This is a genomic window from Pseudoclavibacter sp. CFCC 14310 (assembly GCF_008831165.1).
GTDB lineage: Bacteria > Actinomycetota > Actinomycetes > Actinomycetales > Microbacteriaceae > Pseudoclavibacter_A.
The window spans coordinates 210,560-234,522 of sequence record NZ_WBKC01000001.1 but is presented as its reverse complement, the minus strand read 5'-3'; the positions used below and the strand labels follow the sequence as shown (position 1 = coordinate 234,522).

General features: G+C 69.0%; 23 protein-coding genes. 6 read left to right on the top strand and 17 right to left on the bottom strand.

The window, feature by feature from the left end; translation table 11 throughout:
• Positions 1–8: 8 nt before the first annotated feature.
• The gene (locus F8O06_RS01030) at positions 9–1,043 is read right to left on the bottom strand and encodes a polyprenyl synthetase family protein (RefSeq protein WP_158037072.1); all 1,035 of its coding nucleotides are present in this window, start codon (positions 1,041–1,043) and stop codon (positions 9–11) included.
• The gene (locus F8O06_RS01025; protein ID WP_158037071.1) at positions 1,043–1,753 is read right to left on the bottom strand and encodes a demethylmenaquinone methyltransferase; all 711 of its coding nucleotides are present in this window, start codon (positions 1,751–1,753) and stop codon (positions 1,043–1,045) included. The genes F8O06_RS01030 and F8O06_RS01025 overlap by 1 nt, the downstream gene beginning before the upstream one ends.
• 92 nt (positions 1,754–1,845) lie before the next feature.
• On the opposite strand from F8O06_RS01025, the gene F8O06_RS01020 reads away from it, so the two are divergent.
• A complete protein-coding gene (locus F8O06_RS01020; RefSeq protein ID WP_158037070.1) occupies positions 1,846–3,135 on the top strand; it encodes an isochorismate synthase MenF in 1,290 nt (429 codons plus the stop codon).
• A 6-nt stretch (positions 3,136–3,141) separates the two neighbouring features.
• Here F8O06_RS01020 and F8O06_RS01015 read toward each other — a convergent pair whose 3' ends face one another.
• From F8O06_RS01015 to F8O06_RS01005, 3 genes are read right to left on the bottom strand one after another with little or no spacing between them, the layout of a single operon-like run.
• Entirely contained in the window at positions 3,142–3,909 is a 768-nt protein-coding gene (locus F8O06_RS01015) for an IspD/TarI family cytidylyltransferase (RefSeq protein WP_192496785.1), read from the bottom strand.
• Positions 3,906–5,558: a 2-succinyl-5-enolpyruvyl-6-hydroxy-3-cyclohexene-1-carboxylic-acid synthase gene (gene menD / locus F8O06_RS01010; protein WP_192496784.1), complete on the bottom strand. Its 1,653-nt coding sequence runs from the start codon at positions 5,556–5,558 to the stop codon at positions 3,906–3,908. The genes F8O06_RS01015 and menD overlap by 4 nt, the downstream gene beginning before the upstream one ends.
• The gene (locus tag F8O06_RS01005; RefSeq protein WP_158037067.1) at positions 5,555–5,974 is read right to left on the bottom strand and encodes a PLD nuclease N-terminal domain-containing protein; all 420 of its coding nucleotides are present in this window, start codon (positions 5,972–5,974) and stop codon (positions 5,555–5,557) included. Before F8O06_RS01005 ends, menD begins: the two co-directional genes overlap by 4 nt.
• 113 nt (positions 5,975–6,087) lie before the next feature.
• Between F8O06_RS01005 and F8O06_RS01000 the strand changes: the two genes are divergently transcribed.
• Positions 6,088–6,453: a DUF4229 domain-containing protein gene (locus tag F8O06_RS01000; RefSeq protein ID WP_192496574.1), complete on the top strand. Its 366-nt coding sequence runs from the start codon at positions 6,088–6,090 to the stop codon at positions 6,451–6,453.
• 2 nt (positions 6,454–6,455) lie between these two features.
• Here the strand turns inward: F8O06_RS01000 and F8O06_RS00995 are convergent, their stop codons facing one another.
• From F8O06_RS00995 to F8O06_RS00985, 3 genes are all read right to left on the bottom strand, one after another.
• A complete protein-coding gene (locus F8O06_RS00995; RefSeq protein WP_158037065.1) occupies positions 6,456–7,364 on the bottom strand; it encodes a 1,4-dihydroxy-2-naphthoate polyprenyltransferase in 909 nt (302 codons plus the stop codon).
• A 62-nt stretch (positions 7,365–7,426) separates the two neighbouring features.
• A complete protein-coding gene (locus tag F8O06_RS00990; protein WP_158037064.1) occupies positions 7,427–8,794 on the bottom strand; it encodes an AMP-binding protein in 1,368 nt (455 codons plus the stop codon).
• Entirely contained in the window at positions 8,782–9,753 is a 972-nt protein-coding gene (locus tag F8O06_RS00985; protein ID WP_158037063.1) for a 1,4-dihydroxy-2-naphthoyl-CoA synthase, read from the bottom strand. Before F8O06_RS00985 ends, F8O06_RS00990 begins: the two co-directional genes overlap by 13 nt.
• Positions 9,754–10,012: 259 nt before the next feature.
• On the opposite strand from F8O06_RS00985, the gene F8O06_RS00980 reads away from it, so the two are divergent.
• Positions 10,013–11,191, top strand: a complete 1,179-nt coding sequence (locus F8O06_RS00980; protein ID WP_158037062.1) for an FAD-dependent oxidoreductase — start codon at positions 10,013–10,015, stop codon at positions 11,189–11,191.
• 25 nt (positions 11,192–11,216) lie between these two features.
• Here the strand turns inward: F8O06_RS00980 and F8O06_RS00975 are convergent, their stop codons facing one another.
• Both F8O06_RS00975 and F8O06_RS00970 read right to left on the bottom strand, forming a co-directional pair.
• Positions 11,217–11,885, bottom strand: a complete 669-nt coding sequence (locus F8O06_RS00975) for a response regulator (RefSeq protein ID WP_158037061.1) — start codon at positions 11,883–11,885, stop codon at positions 11,217–11,219.
• On the bottom strand, positions 11,882–13,207 hold the full coding sequence (locus tag F8O06_RS00970; protein WP_158037060.1) for an ATP-binding protein: 1,326 nt from the start codon (positions 13,205–13,207) through the stop codon (positions 11,882–11,884). The genes F8O06_RS00975 and F8O06_RS00970 overlap by 4 nt, the downstream gene beginning before the upstream one ends.
• Before the next feature lie 203 nt (positions 13,208–13,410).
• On the opposite strand from F8O06_RS00970, the gene F8O06_RS12455 reads away from it, so the two are divergent.
• Positions 13,411–14,910: a PspC domain-containing protein gene (locus tag F8O06_RS12455; RefSeq protein WP_158037059.1), complete on the top strand. Its 1,500-nt coding sequence runs from the start codon at positions 13,411–13,413 to the stop codon at positions 14,908–14,910.
• Positions 14,911–14,975: 65 nt separating this feature from the next.
• Positions 14,976–15,422, top strand: coding sequence for a hypothetical protein (locus F8O06_RS00960; RefSeq protein ID WP_158037058.1), 447 nt, complete (start codon positions 14,976–14,978; stop codon positions 15,420–15,422).
• Here F8O06_RS00960 and F8O06_RS00955 read toward each other — a convergent pair.
• Together F8O06_RS00955 and F8O06_RS00950 are read right to left on the bottom strand one after the other, a co-directional pair.
• Positions 15,419–16,945, bottom strand: coding sequence for a DHA2 family efflux MFS transporter permease subunit (locus F8O06_RS00955; protein ID WP_158037543.1), 1,527 nt, complete (start codon positions 16,943–16,945; stop codon positions 15,419–15,421). The genes F8O06_RS00960 and F8O06_RS00955 overlap by 4 nt on opposite strands.
• Positions 16,946–16,974: 29 nt before the next feature.
• Entirely contained in the window at positions 16,975–17,550 is a 576-nt protein-coding gene (locus F8O06_RS00950) for a PadR family transcriptional regulator (RefSeq protein ID WP_158037057.1), read from the bottom strand.
• A 241-nt stretch (positions 17,551–17,791) separates the two neighbouring features.
• On the opposite strand from F8O06_RS00950, the gene F8O06_RS00945 reads away from it, so the two are divergent.
• The gene (locus F8O06_RS00945; protein WP_158037056.1) at positions 17,792–18,808 is read left to right on the top strand and encodes an o-succinylbenzoate synthase; all 1,017 of its coding nucleotides are present in this window, start codon (positions 17,792–17,794) and stop codon (positions 18,806–18,808) included.
• 23 nt (positions 18,809–18,831) lie between these two features.
• Here the strand turns inward: F8O06_RS00945 and ccsB are convergent, their stop codons facing one another.
• The 5 genes from ccsB to F8O06_RS00920 are packed head-to-tail and all read right to left on the bottom strand — an operon-like array spanning position 18,832 to position 23,792.
• Positions 18,832–19,719: a c-type cytochrome biogenesis protein CcsB gene (ccsB, locus tag F8O06_RS00940; protein ID WP_158037055.1), complete on the bottom strand. Its 888-nt coding sequence runs from the start codon at positions 19,717–19,719 to the stop codon at positions 18,832–18,834.
• Positions 19,720–19,730: 11 nt separating this feature from the next.
• Complete coding sequence (locus F8O06_RS00935) at positions 19,731–21,578, bottom strand: cytochrome c biogenesis protein ResB (RefSeq protein WP_225733309.1); 1,848 nt, start codon at positions 21,576–21,578, stop codon at positions 19,731–19,733.
• Positions 21,562–22,374, bottom strand: a complete 813-nt coding sequence (locus tag F8O06_RS00930; protein WP_158037054.1) for a cytochrome c biogenesis CcdA family protein — start codon at positions 22,372–22,374, stop codon at positions 21,562–21,564. Before F8O06_RS00930 ends, F8O06_RS00935 begins: the two co-directional genes overlap by 17 nt.
• Positions 22,375–23,100: a TlpA family protein disulfide reductase gene (locus tag F8O06_RS00925; protein ID WP_158037053.1), complete on the bottom strand. Its 726-nt coding sequence runs from the start codon at positions 23,098–23,100 to the stop codon at positions 22,375–22,377.
• Positions 23,097–23,792: a histidine phosphatase family protein gene (locus tag F8O06_RS00920; protein ID WP_158037052.1), complete on the bottom strand. Its 696-nt coding sequence runs from the start codon at positions 23,790–23,792 to the stop codon at positions 23,097–23,099. Before F8O06_RS00920 ends, F8O06_RS00925 begins: the two co-directional genes overlap by 4 nt.
• Positions 23,793–23,963 lie beyond the last annotated feature (171 nt).

Here is a 23,963-nt window from a genome sequence, read left to right as displayed (position 1 = left end):
CTGGGATCTCAGTGACTTCTGCTGACGATGTAGTCGGCCAGCCGTACGAACAGGTCGCGCACATGGCCTGCGGGCAGCGCCTTGAGCGCGTCGGTCGCGTCTTTCGCCCAGGCCTTCGCCTGTGTGAGCGCCTCATCGGTGACCGGATGCGAGGCGAGCGTTGCGAGAGCCTGGTCAAGCGTGTCGTCGTCGGCGAGCAGACGCTTCACCTCGTCTCGCACGGCCGCGGCCTCGGGGTCGGTCTCAGCCTGTCGCTGCAGCAGCAGCCACGGCAGCGTCGGCACGCCCTCGCGCAGATCGGTTCCCGGCGTCTTGCCGAGCTCGTCGCTCGTGCTGCGCAGATCGATCACGTCGTCGACGAGCTGGAAGGCCACGCCGATGCACTCGCCGAAACGACGCACCGCGACGCGGTACTCGTCTGGGGCGCCGCCGAGCAGCACGCCGAGCTCGCCGGCGGCGGCGATCAGCGACCCGGTCTTGTCGGCGAGCACCTGCAGATAGTGCTCGATGGGGTCAGCGCCCTCGTCCGGGCCGAGCGTCTCATGCAGCTGCCCGAGGCACAGGCGCTCGAAGGTGTGCGCCTGGATCATGATCGCCTGCTGGCCCAGCTCGCTGACGATCATCGACGCGCGTGCGAACAGGATGTCTCCGGCCAGAATGGCGGCGTTGTTGCCCCAAATGCGGTGGGCGCTGGTGACCGAGCGGCGGGTGTCGGCCTCGTCCATGACGTCATCGTGGTACAGGCTCGCCACGTGGGTCAGCTCGACTCCGGTGGCCGCTTCGAGCACGCCGTCGTTCACACCCTCGCCGAGCTCCGAGGCGAGCAGCGCGAGCAGCGGCCGCACGCGTTTGCCGCCTGCCTCGACCAGGTACCGGGTGGCTGCATTGGTCACCGAGTCGGCCGAGGTCGACTCCTTGACGATACGCCGCTCGACGTCTTCGAGCCCCTGCTCCATGCGGCCGACCAGCTGGCGATCCTCGGAGCGCAGAAAGAACCGTTTGGGTCCGCTGACCAGTCGGGTGGTGTCGTTGCCGCGTGCCATCAGTCTTCGTCCTTCGCCGCCGGCTTCCATGCACGATGCAGGGCCACGATGCCGCCGCTGAGATTGCGCCACTGCACATGCTTGAACCCGGCAGCGCGCAGATGCCGGGCGAGCGAGCGCTGATCGGGCCAGGCCTCGATCGACTCGCTCAGATACGGGTAGGCAGCGTCGTTGGTGCTGGCCAGCTGTGCCAGACGAGGCAGAACGTTGCCGAGCCACCAGTCGTAGACTTTGGCGAACGGACGCCACGTCGGCGTCGAGAACTCACAGATGACGTATCGGCCGCCTGGCTTCAGCACTCGCAGCGCCTCGCTCATCGCTTTGTCCATGTCGACCACGTTGCGCAGCCCGTACGAGATGGTCACCGCGTCGAAGCTGTCATCGTCGAAGGGCAGCGCCGTGGCGTCGGCCCACTCGAACGTCAGGAACGGGTAGCGGCGGCGGCCCTCGGCGAGCATGCCTTCGGAGAAGTCTGCCGAGACCACATCGGCGCCGGCCTGATGAAAGGGCACGCTCGACGTGCCGGTGCCTGCCGCGAGGTCGAGAACACGTTCTCCCGGCCTCGGGGCGACGGCACGCGTCGTGGCCTGTCGCCACTGCCCGACCTGCCCGAACGTCATCACCGTGTTGGTGCGGTCATATCCCGGCGCGACCTGGTCGAACATCGCCGAGACCTCTTCGGGTCGTTTGCTGAGATCTGCGCTCGTCACAACGCCCCAGTGTACTGACTTTCCCCGAGCAGGGCACGACGGCGTCTCGTCATATCGCCGACAGCGGACGGCTCCGGGCTAGGATCTTGCACGTGTTCCAACTCACCACCCGCACAGTCCAGGTGCACGCCTTCGACACTCCCTTCCCTCTGCTCGACGCCGCAGACCCCCTGCTCTGGTGGCGAGACGGCGAGGGGATGCTGGGCATCGGCCGCGCGCTGACCCTCACGTTCTCGGGCCCGGAGCGCTTCGATCAGGCCCGTCGCGTCTGGAAGTCAGTCGCCGACTCGGCCCACCAGCTGGGTGCCGCAGCAGAGCCGGGAACCGGTCTGGCCGCCTTCGGAGCGTTCGCCTTCGACGACGCCGCAGCCGTGCCCAGCGTGCTCGTGGTGCCGAGCCTGCTGATCACACAGCGCGGCGGGCGCACCTGGGCCACCCGGGTGATCGACTCGAGTGCGGGAGCCTCCGTCGACGACCGGCTCGACCCCGATCGCATCAGAGCCGAGGTCGACCATCTGCTGGCCGCATCCGCCGACCGCCGCGCACACCGAGCAGCCGCCCTCGCCGCCGACTCGGTCGCGACGCTGCACGCCGATGCCGACGCGCCCGAACGGCACGCGCACGCAGTTCGCCGGGCACTCGACCTGATCGAACACGGCACGCTGCAGAAAGTGGTCGTCGCGCGGTCGGAGCACGCGAATCTGCCCGAGGCCTTCGATCTGCCCTCCGTGCTGGAGCGGCTCGAGGCCGCCTACCCCTCATGCTGGAACTTCTGCGTCGACGGGTTCTTCGGCGCCAGCCCCGAGACGCTCGTCGAAGCGCATCACGGGCATGTGCATGCGCGGGTGCTCGCCGGCACGCGACCGCGTGACGCGAACCCCGCCGTCGACGACCTCGCCCGCGACCTGCTGACGTCGTCCAAGGACCAGCACGAGCACGCGCTCGCCGCACAGAGCCTGCTCGATACGCTGGCCCCGCATGTGGGCGATCTCGGGGCCGACGGCCCCTTCGTCCTCGAGCTGCCCAATGTGCTGCACCTGGCCACCGACGTCGACGCCGAGCTCGCCGACGGCGCAGACGTGCTCACCCTGGTCGCCGCAGTGCACCCGACGGCTGCGGTCGCCGGCGTTCCGCGTGAGGCCTCGCTGCAGACGATCAGCGAGATCGAAGGCGTGAATCGGGGACGCTATGCCGGCCCGGTCGGCTGGATCGATGCGAGCGGCGACGGCGAATGGGCCATCGGGCTGCGCTCGGCACAGCGCATCGGCTCGACGATCACGGCATGGGCGGGCGGCGGCATCGTGGCCGGGTCTGTGCCCGAGCAGGAGTTCGCCGAGACCAGCGCCAAGCTGCAGCCGATTCGGCAGGCTCTCGCCGGCTGAGCAGGTTCAGCCCTCGGGATCGGCGAGACGACGACGCGCCTCGGCCAGATCGGCCGCCGTGGTGACTTTGCCGTTCGCCGCGTCGCCGGCGACGACCAGCACAGCGACGTCGGGTCGGGCATGTCGCACCACTGAGCCGTCGTCGGTGGGAGCGAACTCCGGGTCGTTGCGCACACGTCGATGCGCGTCGAGGATCACCCCGAGACGAAACGCCTGCGGGGTCTGCACCAGTCTCATGTGCGACCGCGGCGGCGTCACCGCCAGCACCTCTGAACGGCACCCGCCGACCTCTTCGTCGCGCACTTCGATCACGGTGTCGGCGCTGGGCACCGCAGTGACCACCGCGTCTGCACGTTCGAGGCCGGCGTCGACTCGCCTGAGTACCTCGGCGCTCACGAACGGACGTGCGGCATCGTGCAGAAAGACGCGCGCGTCGTCAGGCAGCCGACCGGCCAGATGCTCGAGGGCGAGACGGGACGAGTCGCTGCGCTCGGCACCGCCGGGAATCACCGCGCGCACCAGCGGATGCCGACGAACGCCCGACCCGTCGTCGCCGACCAGCGCGCGCACCGCATCCACATGGTCGGGATGCATCACGACGAGCAGCTCGTCGAACAGGCCGCTGCGCTCGAACGTCGCGATGGTGTGCTCGATGAGCGGCCGCCCGGCGACCTGGGCCAGCTGCTTCGGTAGGCCGGCGCCCACGCGAGCGCCCACTCCCCCGGCGAGCAGCACCCCGACGCGCACGACATCGGGCTCGGCGGCCGCAGTCACGCGTCGATCACGACCTCGACGATGCCCGGCTCTCCGGCCGCCACCAGACCGTCGAGCTCGGCGACGTCGCGCGCCTGACGGTAGGCCCATCCGTAGGCCGCGGCGGTCTCTCGCACGCGCAGCGGCTGCGGCGTGCGCACGACCCGCTCATAGAGCGCCGGGTCTGCGGTCGCGACCTCGAGGCCGGCGAAGATGCTGCCACCGTGGTCGTTGACGACGATGATCTGCAGCGGCGGTGCGGCCTCGCACTCCGGGCGCAGCAGGCCGCCCACATCGTGCGCGAAGGCGAGATCGCCGATGACCAGGCGCGTGAGCGCGCCGACACCGGCTGCACGCCGTGCGTCAGCGACGCCCGAGGCGGCCGAGATCGTGCCGTCGATGCCGGCGAGACCTCGATGCCCGAATACGGGAACGGCGCTCGCCCCCACGCGTTCGTCCGCCACGCGCACCATGTGCGACGAGGCGAGATAGATCGCATCGGCGCTCGGGGCATCGATGCGGCTATGGCGCCAGACCGCGTCGATGACCGCTTCGCGGGTGAGGGCCTCACCGGTCAGCGACGCATCGGCGACGACCGGCGCACCGGGGGCATCCGCTGCGCCGTCGCCGTGTGCGTCACCCCCCTGCGCGCTCGCTTCGAACCGCAGCAGGTCGACGCGACGCGCCCGATGCCCTGGAGAGAAGTGCTCACGCCCGGCCGGAGCCACCGCGATCACCTGCACGTCGGCGCGTTCGGCGAAGTGCCACACCTGCCGCGAGAGCGACGGCAGGCCGGTGACGATCATCCTGCACGCGCCGTCGGCTCCGTGATCGAGCCACTCTCGGTAGCCCTTGACGGTGTGCCACTGCCGCGCTCCCGACGTGATCTCGGCGATGACCGGCACGCCGGCGTCACGAGCCGCTCGCACCAGATCGACGTCGGCGCCCAACCCGGCGACCAGCACGGTGCCGCGCGCCGGCACGGTGGCCGCCTCTTTGCGCGTCGCGTTCAGCAGCGGATGCTGTGGCCGCTCGTCGTCGATACGACGGCGCACCAGCGCCTGCAGCGCGCTCGTCTCGGTGTGGCGCCCCGACAGCGGCTCGACGAACTGCACGTTCACCTGCATGGGCCCGCGCAGCGAGATGTGTTCGTCATCGATGCCGGGTCGGTTGAGCTCGGCGAACGGCAGCACCTCGCAGGCGAGTCGAACCGCGAGACCCACTGGGTCGTGCGCGTAGTCTCCCTCAGCGAGGTCGTGGTCGAGCGTCGCCAGATCACCGAGAATGTTCGCCTGTCGAGTGGTCTGGTTGGCTCCGGTGCCGCGCAGCTCGGCCGGCCGGTCTGCGGTGAGCAGCAGCATCGGCACCTGTGCGCGAGAGGCCTCCATCGCGGCAGGCACCAGATTGCCGACAGCGCTGCCCGAGGTCGTGATCACGGCCGCCGGGCGTCGTGTGGCCATGCCGATGCCGAGCGCCAGAAACGCCGCATCTCGCTCGTCGATGCGCACGTGCAGGTGAAGCAGGCCAGCGGCCTCGAGCTCTGCCGCGGCGAGTGCGAGCGCCTGAGACCGCGACCCCGGGCTCACGACGACGTGCTCGACGCCGCGCTCGACGAGCGCCAGCAGCAGGGCCGTTGCGAATTCGCTGGATGCCGCCACAGCGGCGGTCACTGATCGCCCTTCGAGGATTTGTCTCCGCCGTTCGGCCGATCGTTCTCTTCTTCGAGGTCGGACAGCTGCTGCTCGAGCCAGGCGATGCGCTCGTCTGCCGTCATGCCGTGCATCGCGCTCTCGCTGGGAAGCTCGACTGTCGGGCGCACGCCGCCGGCATCGTCGTGCGACGAGCCCGCACCACCGGGCCGACCCTGCTGTGCAGACGATGAGCCCTCGGCGGTCACCGATGCGCGCGGACGACCCGCGTACCACCAGAGCACCGCCCCGATGACCGGCAGCAGCACGATCACGATCATCCACGCCCATTTCGGCATCACGCCGGTGGTGCCGCGAGGCGTCAGGGCGGCATCGATGAACGCCACCACCATGGCGGCCAGAGCCACGAGAGCGACGACGATTCCGATGCGTACCATGCCGTCTATCGTACGCGAGACCGCTGTCAGCGAGCTGGGTGACGTATCTGATCTCGAATCTCGCGACGTGCCCGCACAGGCTCGTCATGAGCGGAGCCTCTAGACTCAAGGGCGTGAAAAAGCTTCCCGCCTGGCTCGTCTACACTCTGCTGCGCGTCGGCATCGTGCTGGTCGCGCTCATCATTCTGCTGCTTCTGGGATTCAACCCGTTCGTCGCCGCCCTGATCGCCGTCGTCGTCGGCCTCTTGGTCTCATACCTCGTGCTCGGCAAACAGCGTCAGGCGTTCAGCGACGAGCTCGCCCGGCGCAAGGCTCACCCTGAAGAGGTGCGGGCGAAGCGTCGCCTCGGTCGCGTGGCCGACGACATCGAAGACGCCGAACTCGACGAGGCCGAGCGGCAGGCCGATGGCCGTGCAGACCGGCCGGCGAAGCCCGACGACGCTGCGAAGCCTGACGACGCTGCGAAGCCCGGCGCCTGAGCTCAGAGCTGCAGGCCGACGGCGAGCAGCACCGCGAAGGCCAGCGCTCCGAGGCTGGTGAATTTGAGCGAGGCGATCTGGTCTCGCGGCGAACGCGGGTGCAGCCCACGCACCACGGCGAAGGCGACCGGCACCACCGCAGCCAGCGAGATCCACCCGAGTGACGCATCCGGATGCAGTGCGACCGCTGCGATGACGAAGGGCAGCCCGCACATCAGCAGGTAGGCGATGTTCGCATTGCGACGACCGAGACGGGCCGCGAGCGTGTGCTTGCCGGCCACGCGGTCGGTCTCGATGTCTCGGATGTTGTTGATCATCAGCACCGCACACGAGAACAGCCCCATGGCCACGGCGGCCCACACGCCGACCCAGCTGGGCGCGCCGGTCTGCACGACCTCGGTGCCCATCGTGGCGACCAGACCGAAGAAGACGAAGACGGCGACCTCGCCGAGACCGGCGTAGCCATAGGGGTGTGAGCCGCCGGTATAGAACCAGGCCGCGACGATGGCCACCAGCCCGATGATCGGAAACCACCAGAACCCCGAGGCGAACGACAGCCACAGGCCGAGCACTGCAGCCAGTCCGAAGCAGACGAAGGCCGCCGCCTTGACCACCAGGGGCTTCGCCAGCTTGCCGCCGGTCAGACGGGCCGGACCGACTCGATGCTCATCGGTGCCGCGAATGCCGTCGGAGTAGTCGTTGGCGTAGTTCACCCCGATCTGCAGCAGCAGCGCCACCGCGAGCGCGAGCACCGCGAAGAGCAAGTTGAAGCGGCCGTAATGGCCGGCAACGCCAGACCCGGCCACGACCGGGGCGATCGCCAGGGGCAGCGTGCGCAGTCTCGCGCCTTCGAGCCAGTCGCCGAACGTGGCTCGGCGGGTCAGGGAACCGGAGGGATCCTGAAAGTTCATGCAGCGGGGGTCTTTCTCGTCAATTCGTCATCGATCAGTCATGAGGCGGCCGGTCGTTGCGGTCAGATGGAGTCTTTGGGAGAGGGGCGCTGAGCTGCGAGCGCCGAACCCGCCAGCGCCTCGGCCGTCTCGTGCAGCGAGCGCAGATCGACCTTGCCGCTCGACAGCCGAGGCAGCCCGAAGGGGAAGTATGTGATTGCGGCGGCACCGGCATGGCGCCCGAGACGCTCGCGCAGCACGAGGTTCAGCTCTTCTCGCGTCATGCGCTTGACCCGGTTGCGCCCGTCGGCGTAGACGGCGAAGCGGGTGCCCCACTTCTCGTCGTCGAAGGGAACCGCGACGGCATCGTCCAGGCCGGGCAGGCTGTGCAGCACGTCGTGCACCTCGTTGAGGTCGAGTTTGACTCCACCCGTGATGATGGTCTGATCGTCGCGTCCGGTCACGGTCAACACTCCCTTAGTCAGGTCGCCGAGGTCGCCGGTGGCCAGCCACCGGCTGCCGCCGTGCTCGACGAAGGTCTGTGCAGTGCGCTCGGGGTCGGCGATATAGCCGCTGGCAAGCACAGACCCCGAGACGAAGACGCTGCCGTCTCTGACTGCAAGTGTAGTGTCACCCACCCGCCGCTGCGAACCATCGGCGAGCGTGTAGACGCAGCCGCCGGCCGTCTCGGAGCTGCCGTACGTGGTGACCACGTCGATGCCGGCGTCGCGGGCGGCCTGCAGCAGACCGGGCGCCGAACGCTGCCCGCCGACCATGATGTGCGCATATCGACGCAGGGCGTCGAGCGTCGCCGGGTGCGCGGCGGCGTCTTCGAGCAGCACATGCAGCTGTGTCGGCACCAGCGCGGTGAGCAGGTGTGCGGCGGATGCGCTGGGGGCGTCTGCCCGCGCGGACGCGTTCGGCTGCGCCTCGGCAGCGGCCTGCGCCACCAGCTCGTCGGTCGCCGCGACGAACGCCTCTGGGGTGAAGTGCCGGTCGACGCAATCACTGCGCAGGTGGTGTGCGACGACCGGGGTGGTGCCTGCTGCGAGCGACCGCACGAGCACCTGCAGCCCGGCGATATAGTGTGCCGGCAGGGCGAGCAGCCAGTGCCCTTCTCCGAGAATCTCGTTCGTGCCCCGCGCGCTCGACACCAAGGCCTGCGCCGAGAGCCCCACGCGCTTGGGACGCCCCGTCGACCCCGAGGTGCGAATGACGACGGCGACGTCGGGGTCGACGGCGACCTCCATACCCTCGAGACCGCCGGCCTGCTCGACGAACGCACGCTCAGCATCCGCCGTCTCAGCGGGCGACGGCAGCAGCGCCGGCCCCTGCCCGGCCAGCACGTCGGGCAGCGCGGTGAACAGCGACATCGGGTCGGCGTCGACCACGACCAGCGGTCGCGCCAGCCCCGGTGCCGACGCCACCTCGAGCGGGGTCAGAACTGCCACGGGAACGGGCTCCAGTCGGGGTCGCGCTTCTGCAGGAACGAGTCGCGGCCCTCGACGGCCTCATCGGTGCCATAGGCGAGGCGCGTGGCCTCGCCGGCGAAGATCTGCTGACCGACCATGCCGTCGTCTGCGGCGTTGAACGCGAATTTGAGCATGCGGATGGCCGTCGGCGACTTGGTCAGGATCACCCGCGCCTGTCGCAGCGCCTCGACCTCGATCTGGTCGTGATCGACGACGGTGTCCACCGCACCCATCTCATAGGCGCGCTGCGCGTCGTACTCCTCGGCCAGGAAGAAGATGCTGCGGGCGTTCTTCTGCCCCACCTGCCGGGCGAGCAGGGCCGACCCGTAGCCGGCGTCGAACGACCCCACGTTGGCGTCGGTCTGCATGAAGCGCGCGTGCTGGCGGCTCGCGATGCTGAGGTCGCAGACCACGTGCAGCGAGTGGCCGCCGCCGGCTGCCCAGCCGCCGACCACCGCGATGACGACTTTGGGCATGAACCGGATCAGCCGCTGCACTTCGAGAATGTGCAGGCGCCCCGAGCGGGCCTGGTCGGCGGCGTCGACGTGCGTCTCGTCGTCTGAGTATTTGTAGCCGTCGCGGCCGCGGATGCGCTGGTCGCCTCCCGACGAGAACGCCCATCCGCCGTCTTTCGGGCTGGGGCCGTTGCCGGTCAGCAGCACGACGCCGATGCGCGGGTTGCAGCGCGCGTCGTCGAGCGCACGATAGAGCTCGTCGACGGTGCGGGGGCGAAACGCGTTGCGCACCTCGGGCCGGTCGATCGCCACACGCGCGATGCGGCCGCTGACGTCGTGGTGGTAGGTGACGTCGGCGAAGTCTTCGAAGCCCGCGACTGCGCGCCACTGCGTCGCGTCGAAGGTCTCAGAGACCGATGCGGCCGCGTGTTCTGCCGAATGTTCTGGGGTGGATGCCGGGGTCGAGTTGTTCGCGTCGCTCACGACGCCGATTCTAGCGGTCGGTCTGGCAGAGCCGCAGTGTTTCCCAGTGGAAACATGCTTGGAAGAGCGCCGAAACAATACGTTCGTATAACAATGGTGGGTTCTTATTCCGTGCAGGTTCGAGCGACACGGCTTCACCTCCCGTTCGGCAGAAGAGGTTCACAATGGCGTTGTCCGCCCTTCATGTGCCGTTGCAGCCGACCCGGCGATGGAGCGGAGACGGCAGCGTGCCGAACCCCGGCGAAAGGCCGGCACCCGGATGATCAAGCACTCCACACCAGCTGCCAGAGTCGTCGACGTCGCCGTGGTCGGCGTCGGCACGATCGGCTCCATGGCGCTCTGGGCGCTCTCCACAGCACGACGGCGATCCGCGAGCACGCTGCGCGTGCTCGGCATCGAGCAGTACGGCACGGTGCACACCCACGGCGCCTTCACCGGAGAGTCCCGACTGTTCCGCGTCGCCGCCAAAGAGGGACGTCATCTCACCCCGGCGCTGCTCGAAGCGCGCACCCGGTGGCTCGAGCTCGGGCGACTCGCAGCTCGTGATCTCCTCATTCCGGCTGGTGCCATCCACATCGCTCCCAGCGGGCACCCGGATCTTCACGCGGCCTTGAGCGCCGCCGAGGAGTTCGACCTGCCCCATCGACACTTCGACGCCGACGACCTGCGACGCCAGTACCCTCAGTTCGCAGTCGACCACGGCGACGAGGGCTTCCTCGACGAGCTGGCCGGCGTCGTGCGCCCGGAGAGCGCGGTCTTCGCGGCCTCACGACAGGCCCAGGCCGACGGCGCCGAGGTGCTGTACAACACCGTCGTGACCTCGCTGAGTCCGACGGGCACCGGGGTTCGCATCGAGACCTCTGCCGGCGCGGTCGAAGCCGGTCACGTGATCGTGACGGCCGGCCCGTGGACGGCTCGTCTGGTGCCGGGCCTGAGCCGGATGCTGACGGTCGCGAACTTTGCACTGGCCTGGTTCATGCCCGCCGACATCTCGGCCTTTCTGCCCGCGAGGCTGCCGGGGTTCATGCGCGACTTCGGCGACATGCACGCCTTCGGCGCGCCGAGCATCGACGGCTTCAGCGTGAAGGTCAGCCCGCACCTGCACCTGCCGACGGTGGCCAATCCGGCCCGTCGTCCGATGACTCTCTCGCGAGAGCAGCTGCGCTGGCTCGGCACTCAGGCGCAGCGCATCTTCCCGAGTCTCGATCCCGAGCCCGTCCGGTGGTCGGTGCACCCCGACTCTCAGAGCCCCGACAGCCGGCCGATCATCGACACCATCGGCGAGGGACGGATCTCGATCGCCGCCGGCATGTCGGGCAACGGCTTCAAGTTCGCTCCCGTCTGGGGTCAGGCCCTCGCCGATCTGGCACTCACCGGTGCGAGCCCGTGGCAGGATGCGGAGTTCACCCTGGCGCATCATGCCGACCCCGTGGGCTGAACCGCATGCCACCGGTCGCGCTCGGTCAGAGCAGCCGGCGGGCGAGCGCCCACGCGGTCAGCTCGTGCCGCGACGACATCTGCAGCTTGCGCAGCACCGACGAGACATGCGTCTCGACGGTCTTGACCGAGATGAAGAGGTCGGCCGCGATCTCTCTGTAGGTGTAGCCCTGTGCGATCAGGCGCAGCACCTGCTGCTCGCGCCGGGTGAGCCGGTCGAGTTCGTCGTCGGCCTGCGCGGTCTCTCCGCTGGCGACTCCGAACGCGTCGAGCACGAACCCGGCGAGGTGCGGCGAGAAGACCGCGTCGTCGTCGGCCACCCGCCGTACCGCGTCAGAGACCTCTTCGGCCGAGGAGCTCTTCGTGATGTAGCCGCGAGCACCGGCGCGAATCACTCGCACGACGTCTTCGGCCGAGTCCGAGACGCTCAGCGCGAGAAAGCGCGTGTGCGGCGCCGAACGCTGCGAGCGCTCGATCACCTCTGCTCCGCCACCGCCCTGACCACCGGGCAGATGCACGTCGAGCAGCACGATCTGCGGCTGGGCCTCACCGATCACCCGCACGGCGGCGTCGACGTCAGGAGCCTCGCCGACCACTGCCAGGTCGTCGGCGAGCGACTCGCGCAGCCCCGCCCGAAAGATCGAGTGGTCTTCGACCAGCACGACGCTGATGCGTGCTTCATCCGTCTCGTTCATCTGCCGCCCCGCTCCGTCGTCATCGCGTCCTGCTCATCGAGGGTGAGCACCACGCGCGTACCGTGACCGCCCGGGCCGGCGGTGATGCGCGCCTGCCCGCCAGACCGCCGCATGCGCGCGATGATCGACGAGCGGATGCCGTGTCGGTCATCGGGAATCGCACCGAGATCGACCCCCGGGCCGCGATCGGTCACCGTCACGCTCAGCCGGCGACGTGGCATCGCATCCGCAGCCGCCGCACCCGCGTCGACACCGCCCTCGACCAGCACCGAAATGCGCCCGCCGGCGTGCCGGGCGGCATTCGTCATCGCCTCGTTTGCGGCTGCCACCAGGGCGTCGGCACCGCCGCTCCCGCGCAGCGCCCCGGTGACCACGACATCCCCAATCGTCACCACGTCGAAGGTGCAGCCGTGCTCCTCGTCCAGCCGCTCCGCGATCGCGCGCAGCCGTGCGCCGACGTCGCTCGGTTCGGCGCGCTCCTCGTCTGTGAGCCCGGTGTCGCGCACGAACAGCCAGTCGCGCAGCTCGCGTTCCTGGCGCCGGGCGATGCGTGCGACGTCGCTGTCCGGGGCAGACTTCTGCCGGATCAGCGCCAGCGACTGCAGCACCGAGTCATGCAGATGCGCGGCGATGTCGGCTCGCTCGTTCGCCCGAGCACGCTCCGCCCGCTCGTTGGCCAGCGTGCGCATCACTTTGACGACCCACGGCGCCAGCGCGACGCCGGCACCTGCCAGCACCGCGAGTGCGCCGCCGAGCACGCCGGTGGGTCGCCCCTCGCCGCCCGGCAGCACGAGCAGGATCACACCGACCACGACGAGCGCCGCGCCGCCGATGACCTGCCAGGTCACCTCCCGCGTTCCAGCTGCGCCGTCGCTGATGAGCCGACGCCAGGCCAGCACCAGGCCCACGACGGCGATCGCGGCGGGAATCAGAATCTGCAGCGGCACGCTGCCGGTCGCCACGGCGATGGCGAGCGCGAGCAGCCCGACGCCGATCAGCAGCGGCACGGCCGGGTTGAAACGACGGCTGGTGGAAGATGCGGGATCCGACGTTGTCCGAGCTGCATCGCCGGGTCGCTGCAGGATGCTGCCCGCGACCGAGGCGGCGGGTGGCTGACGTGCCGGGTCGTCGGCGTCCGGCACCAGCAGCCACAGCCAGAAATAGAGCACGATGCCGGCGCCGCCGAAGAGGGCCGCGACCACCATGCCGATGCGCACAGCCTGCACCGAGACGTGCAGATGCTCCGCGAGCCCCGCGCACACGCCGCCGAGCACACGCGGGCGCGTGCGCAGCATCCGGCGCTGCGAGACGGGTGGGCTCATGCCTCCATCCAACCACGGACGCCTGCGGGGATCGCTCGCTCTCTACCGCGATCGCTCGTCAACGGCCGTTTCGGAGCGATCCGTGGTCGCAAGAAGCGATCCGTGGTGGCAGGGAGCAATCCCCGCAGGGGAGAGTGCCCTGAGCAGAAATCAGGGTGATCCCTGATAGCGGCGGCCCCGACCCGGCACGCACACTGGTGAACATGAACGCTCACCCCACACCTCCAGCGCCCGAAGGCCCTGCCGACGCCGGCCACTCCGGCGACGGTGCCCAGACCGACCACGGCGCCCAGACAGACCATGGAGCCCAGACCGACCACGGCGACCAGAGCCGGCAGACCGGCTTCTTCCCCTGGCTGCGCGGCCTCGGGGTGCCCCGTGGCGAAGACCGATGGTTCGCGGGCGTGTGCTCCGGCATCGCGCATCGCTTCGGCATCGACCCGCTGATCGTACGCGGCATCGCCGTCGCACTGTTCTTCGTCGGCGGCATCGGCGTGCTCACCTACCTCACGGCCTGGCTGCTGCTGCCGGCGGCCGACGGTCGCATCCATCTCGAAGAGGCGCTGCAGGGCCGCGCGAGCACCGGGGTGTGGGTGGGTCTCGGCGCCGTCGTACTGCTGCTGCTCACCCCGATCGGCGGTCACGGGTTCGGCATCGGCTGGTTCTGGGATGACGATGTGCTGCACCTGTCGGGCCTCGCCATCGCCCTGCGCGTGATCTGGACGATCGCCGTCACCGCCGCGCTGATCTGGCTGGTGGTCTGGCTGATCCGGCGCGCGAGCCGGTCGGGCGGCGGCCCTCAGCCCACCGCATACGACGACGCTGCGCAGCAGACCCGTGACGCCTTCTCTGACGCCGCACAGCAGTCGAAGGCCGCGTTCGCCGCCGCGAACGCCCAAGGTCGTGCGCAGGCGAGAGCAGCGCACGAAGAGGCCCGAGCACGCGGGCGGCAGCAGGCCCAGCAGGCGCGGATGCAGGGTCAGGCGGCAGCGGAACGCGCACGTCTCTCGCATGAACGCAGCCGGCCGGGCAGCGCGGCCGTCTCGATCGGCTTCGGCATCGCGCTCGTCGTCGGCGGGGCGGTCGGCGGTCTCGCGCCGATGATCAGCTCGGAGATCAGCGCGCTCACCGCCGTCGCACTCGGATTCGCCGCAGCACTGCTCGTGCTCGGCGTCACGATCACGGTTCTCGGGCTGATGGGTCGACGCGGCGGCGTGCTGAGCTTTCTCGCCGTGGTCGCCGCTGCCGCCACGCTGACGCTCAGCCCGCTGACCGTCGTGCGCACCGGACCCGTAACGGTCGCCGGCGACGCGCACTGGAGTGTGCAGCCGAGCGACCTGGTCGACGAGGCGTCGGCACCGTCGTTCTCCATGGTCGCCTCGACCGGCCGGCTCGATCTTCGGGCGCTCGACGACGCTTCGCACACCCCGGCGCCGATCGACGTCTCAAGCACGGCCGGCACGCTGTCTCTGATGATTCCCGATTCGGGCACGTTCCGCATCGTGACGACGGCCACCGTCAGCACGCTGAACCAAGACGCGCTGCCCGGAGGTGAGTCCGAGCAGCGCTCGGGTCTCGGCTTCAGCTCGATCACCGTGGTGCGCGACGGTCGGGTCGTTTCAGGCGACACCGACGATTCTGCGGGCGTGACCGTCAACGCGCATCTGATCGCCTCGACGATGAGCCTGCAGCCGGCACGATGACCCTCGGCCACCCGCACGAACGCGCTGAGCCCGCTCCCCGATCCTCTTCTCGAAAGGTCATTCCGATGTCACTTCCCACCACACCCGAACCGCGCGATCCCGACCAGCAGCCGAAGACGAACGCCGAAGACATGCACGACACCCTGCCGCTGCACGAGCCGCTGCACGAGCCGCTCGGCGCGACCACGGCATCCGCCGCAGCTGGAGCGCCCCCTGAGACTGGAGCGCCCGCTGAGGCTGGAGCGCCCGCTGCGCCCGCCGACGCACCGACTCAGGTGCAGACACCCGAGCAGGCGCCGGTGCAGGCGCCGGGACGCCCCGGCCCGCGCATCGGCACCGTCGTCTGGGGGCTGATCGTCATCGTGGCGGCTGTGCTCGTGGTCGCCTCGCTCACACTGCCGTTCACGATCGACCCAACCATCGCGATCATCTCGGTGCTGATCGGCTTCGGCGCGCTGCTGATCATCGGGGGCATCTGGGCCGCGATCAGTCAGCGCGCAGATCGACGTTAGTCGGTCTGCCGGGCAGCAGCCGCTGCGGCGGGACTGCCGTCGGTCTCGACGCTCGGCGTGCCCCGGCCGCCGAAGTGGTTCGGCCGCTGATAGAGCAGGGCAACCAGCCCGGCCACCGTCAGAGCGACCGCGGGCAGGATTATGGAGTCTGACATCGCACTGGTGAAGCCAGTGGCGACGATCTCGGGCAGCGAGCCTGCGGAGCCTCCGGCGCTGGCAGCCCCAGACGCACCGGGCAGGTAGTGATCGAGTCGCGATGTCATCACGGCGGCGATCGCCGCAGCGCCGATGACGCCGCCCATCTGGCGAGCCGTGTTGAAGACGCCGGATGCCGCTCCCGCCAGCTTCATCGGCAGGTTTCTGGTGGCGGTGGCGCTGACCGGCCCCCACATGAAGGCGTTGCCGAGACCGAGAATCATCGACGGCACGAGCAGCAGCTGCCACGGCGTGTCTGTGTGCATGACGAGCAGGTAGGCCCACATGCCCAGCGCCGAGCACAGCGTGCCCGTCGCCGCGAGGAGGCGCGGGTGCACCCGGTCGGTCAGCCGCCCCGAGATAGGGGCCAACAGCATGCCGAGCACCGAGGCGGGCAGGGTCATCAGCGCTGACTGAGTCGGAGTGAGGCCTCGGACGATCTGAAAGTAGTAGACCAACGGAATGAACATCGCAGTGATGCTCAGACCGATCAAGGTGATGGTGGTACTCGAGACCGAGAAGTTGCGATCGCGAAAGAGCTGCAGCGGCACCAACGGAGCGACGCGCTCTGCGCGCTGCCACAGCACGAATGCAATCAGGAAGACCACACCGCCGATGATCGACAGCATCACCCACAGGTTCCAGTCGTAGCGGTTGCCCTCCTGAATGCCGAAGACCAGCAGGAACACGCCGACCGCCGAGAGTGCGACGCCGAACCAGTCGAAGCTCTCGCGATGCGACTTGAGGTCGGGCACCAGCCAGACGGCCAGCACGAAGCCGATGACGCCGATCGGCACGTTGACGACGAAGATCCACTCCCAGCCCAGACTGTCGACCAGCAGACCGCCCAACAGCGGCCCGACCAGCGTGGCCAGACCCGCGACCGAGCCCCAGACCGCCATGGCGCTGCCACGGCGATGCGGCGGAAACACCCGCTGCACCACGGCCATGGTCTGCGGCGTCATGAGCGCCCCACCAAACCCCTGGATCGTTCGCGCCAGGATGATGTTGACGAAGCCGCTGCCCGGCAGCCAGCCGGAGAGACCGCACCACAGCGAAGCGAGGGTGAAGATCACCAGCCCGACCAGGTAGACCCGCTTCGGGCCGAAACGATCGCCGAGACGACCAGCCACCAGCATCGGCACCGAATAGGCGAGCAGGTATGCAGAGGTGACCCAGATCACCTCATTGACGTCGATGCCCAACCCGTGCTGAATGCTCGGGTTCGCGACCGACACGATGGTCGTGTCGATCAGGATCATGAAGAAGCCGATGATCAGCGCCCACAGCGCCGGCCACGGGCCGTGTGGGGTCTCGGGGGGCGTCATGACGTCGTGGTCAGACGGTTTTGCGGTGTTCACTTGTTCTCCCATTCGAGGTGCTCGGTGCGGATGTCGTGGATCAGCTGACGGGTCCAGGTCAGGTCTGCTGTCACGAGGGCTTTTCGATAGTGGGCGCCGAGCAGATAGCGGCGTGCGGCACCGGCGGCCTCGGCGCTGGCGAGGTTCGAATCGATGAGCGCCTCGATCTCGCTGAGATGCTCGACTCGACGCTGCAGCAGCTCGACGATCAGCGGCGCAGGCAGATGATGGGCTTCGGCGATCGCCACGGCGAACACCGGGTGTTCGTCAGCCGGCGTCTTCAGCAGGTCGGCGACGCGATCGCGCAGAGCCTCGATGCCCGCTTCGGTGGCCTCGTACGCGGTGCGTTCGGGCCGGTTGCCCTCGCACTGCGTGCCGACCGCACGGATCAGCTGCTGTTCGGCCAGGCGATTCACTGTGTGGTAGAGCGTGCCGGTGGTGAGACGCATATATCGGTCGGCCCCACGGCTGAGCATCACCTGCTGCAGCTCGTACGGGTGCGTCGCCCCTTGCTCTTCGAGCAGAGCGATGACCATGATCGCCATCGAGCTCAGTGGCCGGTCTCTGGGCATGCGTCACTCCTGTCGGCATCAAGCTGGAACGTGCTGTGTGCTGCGGCATGTGTGTCGCAGCACCTCTCAGCGCGACAGATGCGAGCATACTCCACTTCGAATACTCCATGCCAAATACACTCATGTCTCTTCAGATGACCCCTGCACGCACCGAGATCGGTGCACCGCGATCGAAGCACCGCGCTGACGCTGAGCGCCTGGCACGCAGAACGTCACAGACGCCGTGGAGTAACGTGGGCACATGAGCACACTGCCCCCGCTCGACGAGCTGCTCGACACGCTGCGAGTCGTCTCGCTGCCCATGAACACGCCTTTTCGCAACGTCACGGTGCGTGAGGCCGCCCTCTTCGAGGCGCCCGGCGGCTGGGTCGAGTTCTCGCCGTTTCTGGAGTACGAGACCGCCGAGGCGAGCACATGGCTGGCCGCCGCGCTCGACGCCGGCTGGCAGACGCAGCCCGAGCCGGTGCGGCACAGCGTGCCGGTCAACGCCACGATGCCTGCCGTGCCAGCCTCACAGGTGCCCGAGGTCATGGCGCGCTACGGCGATCTCGCCGGGCTGCACACGGTCAAGGTGAAAGTGGCCGCGCTCGACGAGGCCCTCGAAGACGACCGGGCCCGCCTGCGAGCCGTTCGCGAGGTCGTCGGCGACGACGTGCGCATCCGCATCGACGTCAACGGGCGCTGGTCGCTCGACGAGGCCTTCGCAGCGCTCACCCAGCTCGAGCGCTTCGGGCTCGAGTACGCCGAACAGCCGGTCGCGACGGTCGAAGAGCTCGCCCGGCTGCGCGAGATGCTCGCGAGCGCCGCAGTCGCTGTGCCGATCGCGGCCGACGAGAGCATCCGCAAGGCCGAAGACCCGATGCGGGTCGCCGCTCTCGGTGCCGCCGACCTCATCATTGTGAAGGCCCAGCCGCTCGGCGGCGCACGCCGGGTGCTCGACATCGTGCGAGAGACCGGGCTTCCCGCGGTCGTCTCGTCGGCGCTCGACACGGCGGTCGGCATCGCCTTCGGCGCGCGCGTAGCGGCCGCACTGCCGACACTTGAGCACGCCTGCGGGCTCGGCACCGGTGCGTTCTTCGATCGGGATGTCGTGGCCGGCCCGCTGGTGCACGACTTCGCGATCGCCCCGGGGTGGCCCGAAGTCGATGCGGATGCGCTGCGCCAGCTCGACGCCGGCACGGCACGCACCGGATGGTGGCGCGAGCGGATCGCTGACTGCTACGCGCAGCTCACGCGCGATTCACCCGACGCCGACTGAGCCAGAGGCCTTGCCCGAGCGGGTCAGCCGAGCCCGGCGTAGGCGTGCAGCCCCTTGAACAGCGTGTTCACCACGCCGAAGTTGAAGAGCACGCAGGCGAACCCGATGATGGCCAGCACCGCCGCGCGAGTGCCACGCCAGCCGCGGGTCGCGCGGGCATGCAGGTAGCCCGCGTAGACCACCCAGATGATGAGCGTCCAGGTCTCTTTGACGTCCCAGCCCCAGTAGCGTCCCCAGGCCTTCTGCGCCCAGATCGCGCCGAAGATCAGCGTGAACGTCCAGAGCACGAAGCCGATGATGATCACCGTGAACGAGAGCTGCTCGAGCTTCTCGCTGGACGGCAGCGCATCGAGGTAGGCGTTCTTTCGGCGCTGGTCTTTGGGTTTGGCCTCACGTCGGGCCTGCACGAGCTGCAGTGCGCTCAGTGCGGCGCCCACCGCGAAGAAGCCCGTGCCGAGAATGGCCACCAGCACGTGGATCACGATCCAGGCCGACTCCAGTGCGGGCATCAGCGGTTTGACCGCGGTGTACCAGATGGTCGTCGCGAGCAGCAGCACGATCACGAGAAACCCGGTGACGAACATGCCGGTGAAGCTGACGTCGCGCCAGAGATTCACGAACAGATAGACGCCTGCGATGATCGCGACCGCAGTGATCGAGAACTCGTGCATGTTCGACCAGGGCACACGCTGTGCCGCGACGCCGCGCAGCACGACCGCCGCCACGATGACGACGAACCCGAGCCAGGACAGCGATGTGCCGATGCGCAGGCTCTTGTGCGTGCGCGCCGATGCCCGCCCCGCCGTACGCACCGCGAAGTCGTACGCATAGAAGATGAATGCGAGGCCGAAGATGATGCCAGCGGTGACGACCGCGGTCATCGACCATTCCTCGAGTTGCGCCAGATCCATGGTTGCTTAGCCTAGCCCTTCTTCACCGCGTCGCCGGCCTGGGGCCGGTTGTCGTTCGTGTCGTCGTGCGCCCGCGCGAGACGGGCGGCGATGCTGCGCACCGCGTCTTCGAGCAGGTGGTCGTCGCCGCGAGCGAGGCCGCCGATCTCGAAGACCGTGCGCGTGCCGTCGGCGGATGCCGTCTCGCCTTCGCCTGCCGGGTTCGGCCCGGCTGCGGGCACGGGTTCGCTCCACGCGCGCACCCAGATGCGGCGACGGGGCACGAAGAGCGAGGCGATGAGCCCCGCGGCCGCGAGGAGCGCGAAGCCGAGCACCCACACCTGGCTCGCATCGTGACGCATCTCGAGGCTGACGTATGGCCGCACCTCGTCGAAGGTGACCGTGCCACGGCCGCCCGGCAGGTCGACGGTCTGCCCGGGTGTCAGCCGCAGCGACTTCGCCACGCTGCCGCCGTCGCCGGAGTTCGGCCCGCCGGCGATCTGTTCGAGACCGTCGGGGTCGAGGGTGTAGACCGATTTGGGTTCGCCCTGGTCGACGCCGAGGTCGCCCACGTAGACATTGAGGCTGAGCACCGGGTTGTCCAGCGCCGGGTAGACCGACATCGACATGCCCTCGTGCGCCGACGCCTCAGTGGGATAGAAATAGCCGAGCATGCCGATCTGCTGCGGAGCCACGTCGGTGACCTTCACCACACCCATCGAGGTGAGGTTGGAATCCTGTGGCAGGAACGGAACGGGGTCGGAGAACACGACCTGCCCCTGTGGGTCGCGCACGGTGATCTTGGGCGCATAGCCGTTGCCGAGCAGAAAGACGTCGGTGCCGTCGACGTTCAGCGGCTGGTTGACCTTGATCTGGCCGGGCGCCTCGCTGCCGTCGGCGTGGTGCACGGTCACGTCTGCGGTGTAGTCGAGCGGCTGTCCGTAGGCACCGCTCTTGATGTCGGTCATCGTCTCGGCGTACTTCGTCTCGAACGAGTCCAGGGTGATGGCGAAGGGCTTCAGCCGCTCCGAAGAGAACCAGCGGCCTGGGCTGAACGAGTCGTAGCTGCTCAGCGTGTTCGGAAAGGTGCCGCCCTGCACGATCACACGCTGTCCGTGATACGAGATGCCGCCGCCGATGCCGACGGCGATCAGCACGCCGACGAGGGCGACGTGAAAGAGCAGGTTGCCGGTCTCGCGCAGATAGCCGCGCTCGGCGCTCACGCTCACTGCGGCGGGCCAGCGCTTCGACTCGGGCCGGTCATAGCGGGCACGACGATAGTGGCGCCCGGCCAGCAGCCGATCTGCTGTGGCGATCACCTGCTCCGGCGTCGCGGCCACGGCATCCGCCGTCGACGGCAGCTCGACGCGCTGGTAGCCGGCCAGACGACCCAGCCGCACCGGCGTCTTCGGCGGCTTCGAGAAGAGCGCCTTGGCGTGCAGCTTGATGCGCGGCACGATGCAGCCGATCAGCGAGATGAACAGCAGCAGGTAGATCGCCGAGTACCACGGCGACGCGTACACGTCGAAGAGGCTCAGCTTGTCGAGCACCGGCGCGAGGTCGGGATGCTCGTTGAAGTACTTGGTGACGCCGTTGGGGTCGGCGCCGCGCTGCGGCACGATCGATCCGGGCACCGATGCGATCGCCAGCAGCAGCAGGAGCAGCAGGGCGATGCGCATGCTGGTCAGCTGTCGCCAGAGAAACCGCAGCCAGCCGCCGAAGCCGAGTTTGACATCCTGCGGCAGTGCCTCGGTCTGCCGGCCGGTCGACAGCGTGGTCGCCCGGGCGTCGGCCTCGGCTCGAGCGCGGTCGGCGGCGGAGGCCTTCTTCGCGGCCTCGGCCTGCTCGGCCTCGGCGGAGTTCTCAGATGAGCGTGACATATGCACCGATCCATCCTTGCAGAGTGTTTATCCACGCGGTCCACAGGCCGGTGGCGAGAGCGAGGCCGAGCACGATCAGCAGCGCGCCGCCTGCCAGATTGATCGCGCGCACGTGTCGACGGGCCCAGCCCAGCGAACGGTTGGCCCACCCCCACCCGGCGGCGATCAGCAGAAAGGGCACGCCGAGGCCGAGCGCGAACGCGAAGCTGAGCACGGCGCCGACCCAGGCGTCGCCGCTGGTGAAGCTGAGCGTCTGGATCGCGGCGAGCACCGGGCCCATGCACGGCGTCCAGCCGAGCCCGAACACGATGCCGAGCAGGGGCGCGCCGATCAGACCGAGCCGCGGCTGCCAGCCGGGCTTGATCGTGCGCTGCATGAATCCGAATCGTCCGACGAAGACCAGACCGAGCGCCATCACCAGCACGCCGAGCACCCGAGTCACGATCTTCTCGTACGAGAGCAGGAACATGCCGAGCGTGCCGATCGCCCCGCCCACGATCACGAAGACCAGGGCGAAGCCGAGCACGAAGAGCAGCGCTCCCACGAGAGTGCGCGAGCGGCTGGGTGATGTCAGCGGCTGAGTCGCGGTCTGAGTCGCGGGGGATGTCGAGGCAGGAGTCGAGGGCCGAGCCGAGACCTGCTGCCCCGGCGTCACCGCCCCCACATAGGCGAGGTATCCCGGGATCAGCGGCAGCACGCACGGAGACAGAAAGCTGACCAGCCCCGCGAGCAGCGCGATCGGCACGCCCGCCCACAGCGACCCAGAGAGCACGATCTCGGCGAGAGAGCCGCCCATCTACTCGGCCACGGCAGTCTTGATCAGCGCCCGCAGCGTGCCGGCGTCGAGCTGCCCCAGAATCGTCGCAGTGACCCGGCCGTCGCGACCGATCACCACGGTCGTCGGAACGGCCTTCGGAGGCACGCCGGCCGCGGCGAAGGCGGCCTGAACGGTGCCTCCGGCCGCCTCGGCGTCGAGCACCGAGGGATAGTCGATGCCGTAGTTGCGTTCGAAGGCCTGCGCGGTCTCGCCGCCGTCGCGAACGTTCACGCCCAAGAACTCCACGCCCTGCGATTCGAATTCGCTGTGCAGCGTCTTCAGGTCACCGGCCTCAGCACGGCACGGCGGGCAGGCCGCGTACCAGAAATTCACCACCGAGACTTTGCCTGAGAGCTCGTCTTGGGTGATCTGCCGACCGTCTTCGGTCGTGCCCGAGAAGGTGACGGGTGCCGGGCGCTGGTCGGCAGCGAACTCTTTCACCGCGCCGGTGCCCGAGATGTAGCCCTTGTCGGCCGAGTCGCCGTACTGCTGTTCGGCGAGCGGGTCTGCGTTCGAGCACGCCGCCAGCGAGAGGGCGACGCCTGCTGCGAGCGCAGCGGCGACCAGACGACGGATGCCGCGGCCGGCCGCTCGGCGTGCCTGCGGTCGGTCTGCGCGCTGCTGGGCGGCGTGCGTTGTGGAGAGGTTCTGTGCGGAACGGCTCTGCGCGGAACGGCTGTCGTAGTGACGGATGCCCGGGGTCATACGGCTCCCTGGTCGATGCTGGGCACATCCGCCGCCGGATCGCAGTAGGCGACCTCGTGGAACACGTCGTGCTCTGGGTCGTACTCGAAGCTGGTCACGCTCGAGAGCGCGCAGCGGCGGTGTGCGGGGTTGTGAAAGAGTGCGTCGCCGGCGATCGCACGATGCGCCATCCAGATGGGCGACTGATGGCTGACCATCACGATGTCGGCATCGGGGTCGGCGTCCAGACCGGCATCCTGCGCCCGATGGTCGTCGACCTCACGTTGGCGCGCAAGCCAGGCGGCGCGCATCACGTCGATCATGCGATTGGCGATGTGCCGGTAGGGCTCGCCCCAGCTCGGGCGGAAGGGGTTGTAGACCCGACGCCACTCTTTGGGGTCTCGCAGCAGGTGCAGGCCCGGTTTGCGAGCCGTGCCCTCATACTGGTTGCCGGCTTCGATGAGGCGATCGTCGGTCTGCAGCGGCAGACCGGTGAGGTCGACGAACGGCGCGGCAGACTCCTGCGCGCGCTGCAGCGGCGATGCATACAGCGCAGTGATCGGGCGGCCGTCGTCGACGAGCGCCCGGGCTGTGGTCTTCGCCATCAGCTCGCCGCGGTCGGACAGCCGGAACCCGGGCAGCCGCCCGTAGAGCACGCCGTCGGGGTTGAAGACTTCGCCGTGGCGCACCAAATGGATGCGTCTGGGAGACATATGCGGCATTCTACGCAACCCTGCGCGCGCGTGCGAGTCGGCGAGCCGCGTCACCTGCGGGGATCGCAGCTGCCTGCACCGATCTCGCGCAGAGCGAGCGATTCAGTCCAATCCGTGGCGGCGAAGTCCAATCCGCGCAGATGATGCCGAGCCTGGCACGGCTCGGCACAG

Coding starts and splice junctions, on each gene's coding strand:
- F8O06_RS12455 (WP_158037059.1), top strand. CDS start 13,411: ATGAACGCTCACCCCACACCTCCAGCGCCCGAAGGCCCTGCCGACGCC.
- F8O06_RS00945 (WP_158037056.1), top strand. CDS start 17,792: ATGAGCACACTGCCCCCGCTCGACGAGCTGCTCGACACGCTGCGAGTC.
- F8O06_RS00955 (WP_158037543.1), bottom strand. CDS start 16,945: ATGACGCCCCCCGAGACCCCACACGGCCCGTGGCCGGCGCTGTGGGCG.
- F8O06_RS01030 (WP_158037072.1), bottom strand. CDS start 1,043: ATGGCACGCGGCAACGACACCACCCGACTGGTCAGCGGACCCAAACGG.
- F8O06_RS00975 (WP_158037061.1), bottom strand. CDS start 11,885: ATGAACGAGACGGATGAAGCACGCATCAGCGTCGTGCTGGTCGAAGAC.
- F8O06_RS00960 (WP_158037058.1), top strand. CDS start 14,976: ATGTCACTTCCCACCACACCCGAACCGCGCGATCCCGACCAGCAGCCG.
- F8O06_RS00950 (WP_158037057.1), bottom strand. CDS start 17,550: ATGCCCAGAGACCGGCCACTGAGCTCGATGGCGATCATGGTCATCGCT.
- F8O06_RS00925 (WP_158037053.1), bottom strand. CDS start 23,100: ATGACCCCGGGCATCCGTCACTACGACAGCCGTTCCGCGCAGAGCCGT.
- F8O06_RS00970 (WP_158037060.1), bottom strand. CDS start 13,207: ATGAGCCCACCCGTCTCGCAGCGCCGGATGCTGCGCACGCGCCCGCGT.
- F8O06_RS00935 (WP_225733309.1), bottom strand. CDS start 21,578: ATGTCACGCTCATCTGAGAACTCCGCCGAGGCCGAGCAGGCCGAGGCC.
- F8O06_RS00920 (WP_158037052.1), bottom strand. CDS start 23,792: ATGTCTCCCAGACGCATCCATTTGGTGCGCCACGGCGAAGTCTTCAAC.
- F8O06_RS00980 (WP_158037062.1), top strand. CDS start 10,013: ATGATCAAGCACTCCACACCAGCTGCCAGAGTCGTCGACGTCGCCGTG.
- F8O06_RS00995 (WP_158037065.1), bottom strand. CDS start 7,364: ATGAACTTTCAGGATCCCTCCGGTTCCCTGACCCGCCGAGCCACGTTC.
- ccsB (WP_158037055.1), bottom strand. CDS start 19,719: ATGGATCTGGCGCAACTCGAGGAATGGTCGATGACCGCGGTCGTCACC.
- F8O06_RS00930 (WP_158037054.1), bottom strand. CDS start 22,374: ATGGGCGGCTCTCTCGCCGAGATCGTGCTCTCTGGGTCGCTGTGGGCG.
- F8O06_RS01005 (WP_158037067.1), bottom strand. CDS start 5,974: ATGGTACGCATCGGAATCGTCGTCGCTCTCGTGGCTCTGGCCGCCATG.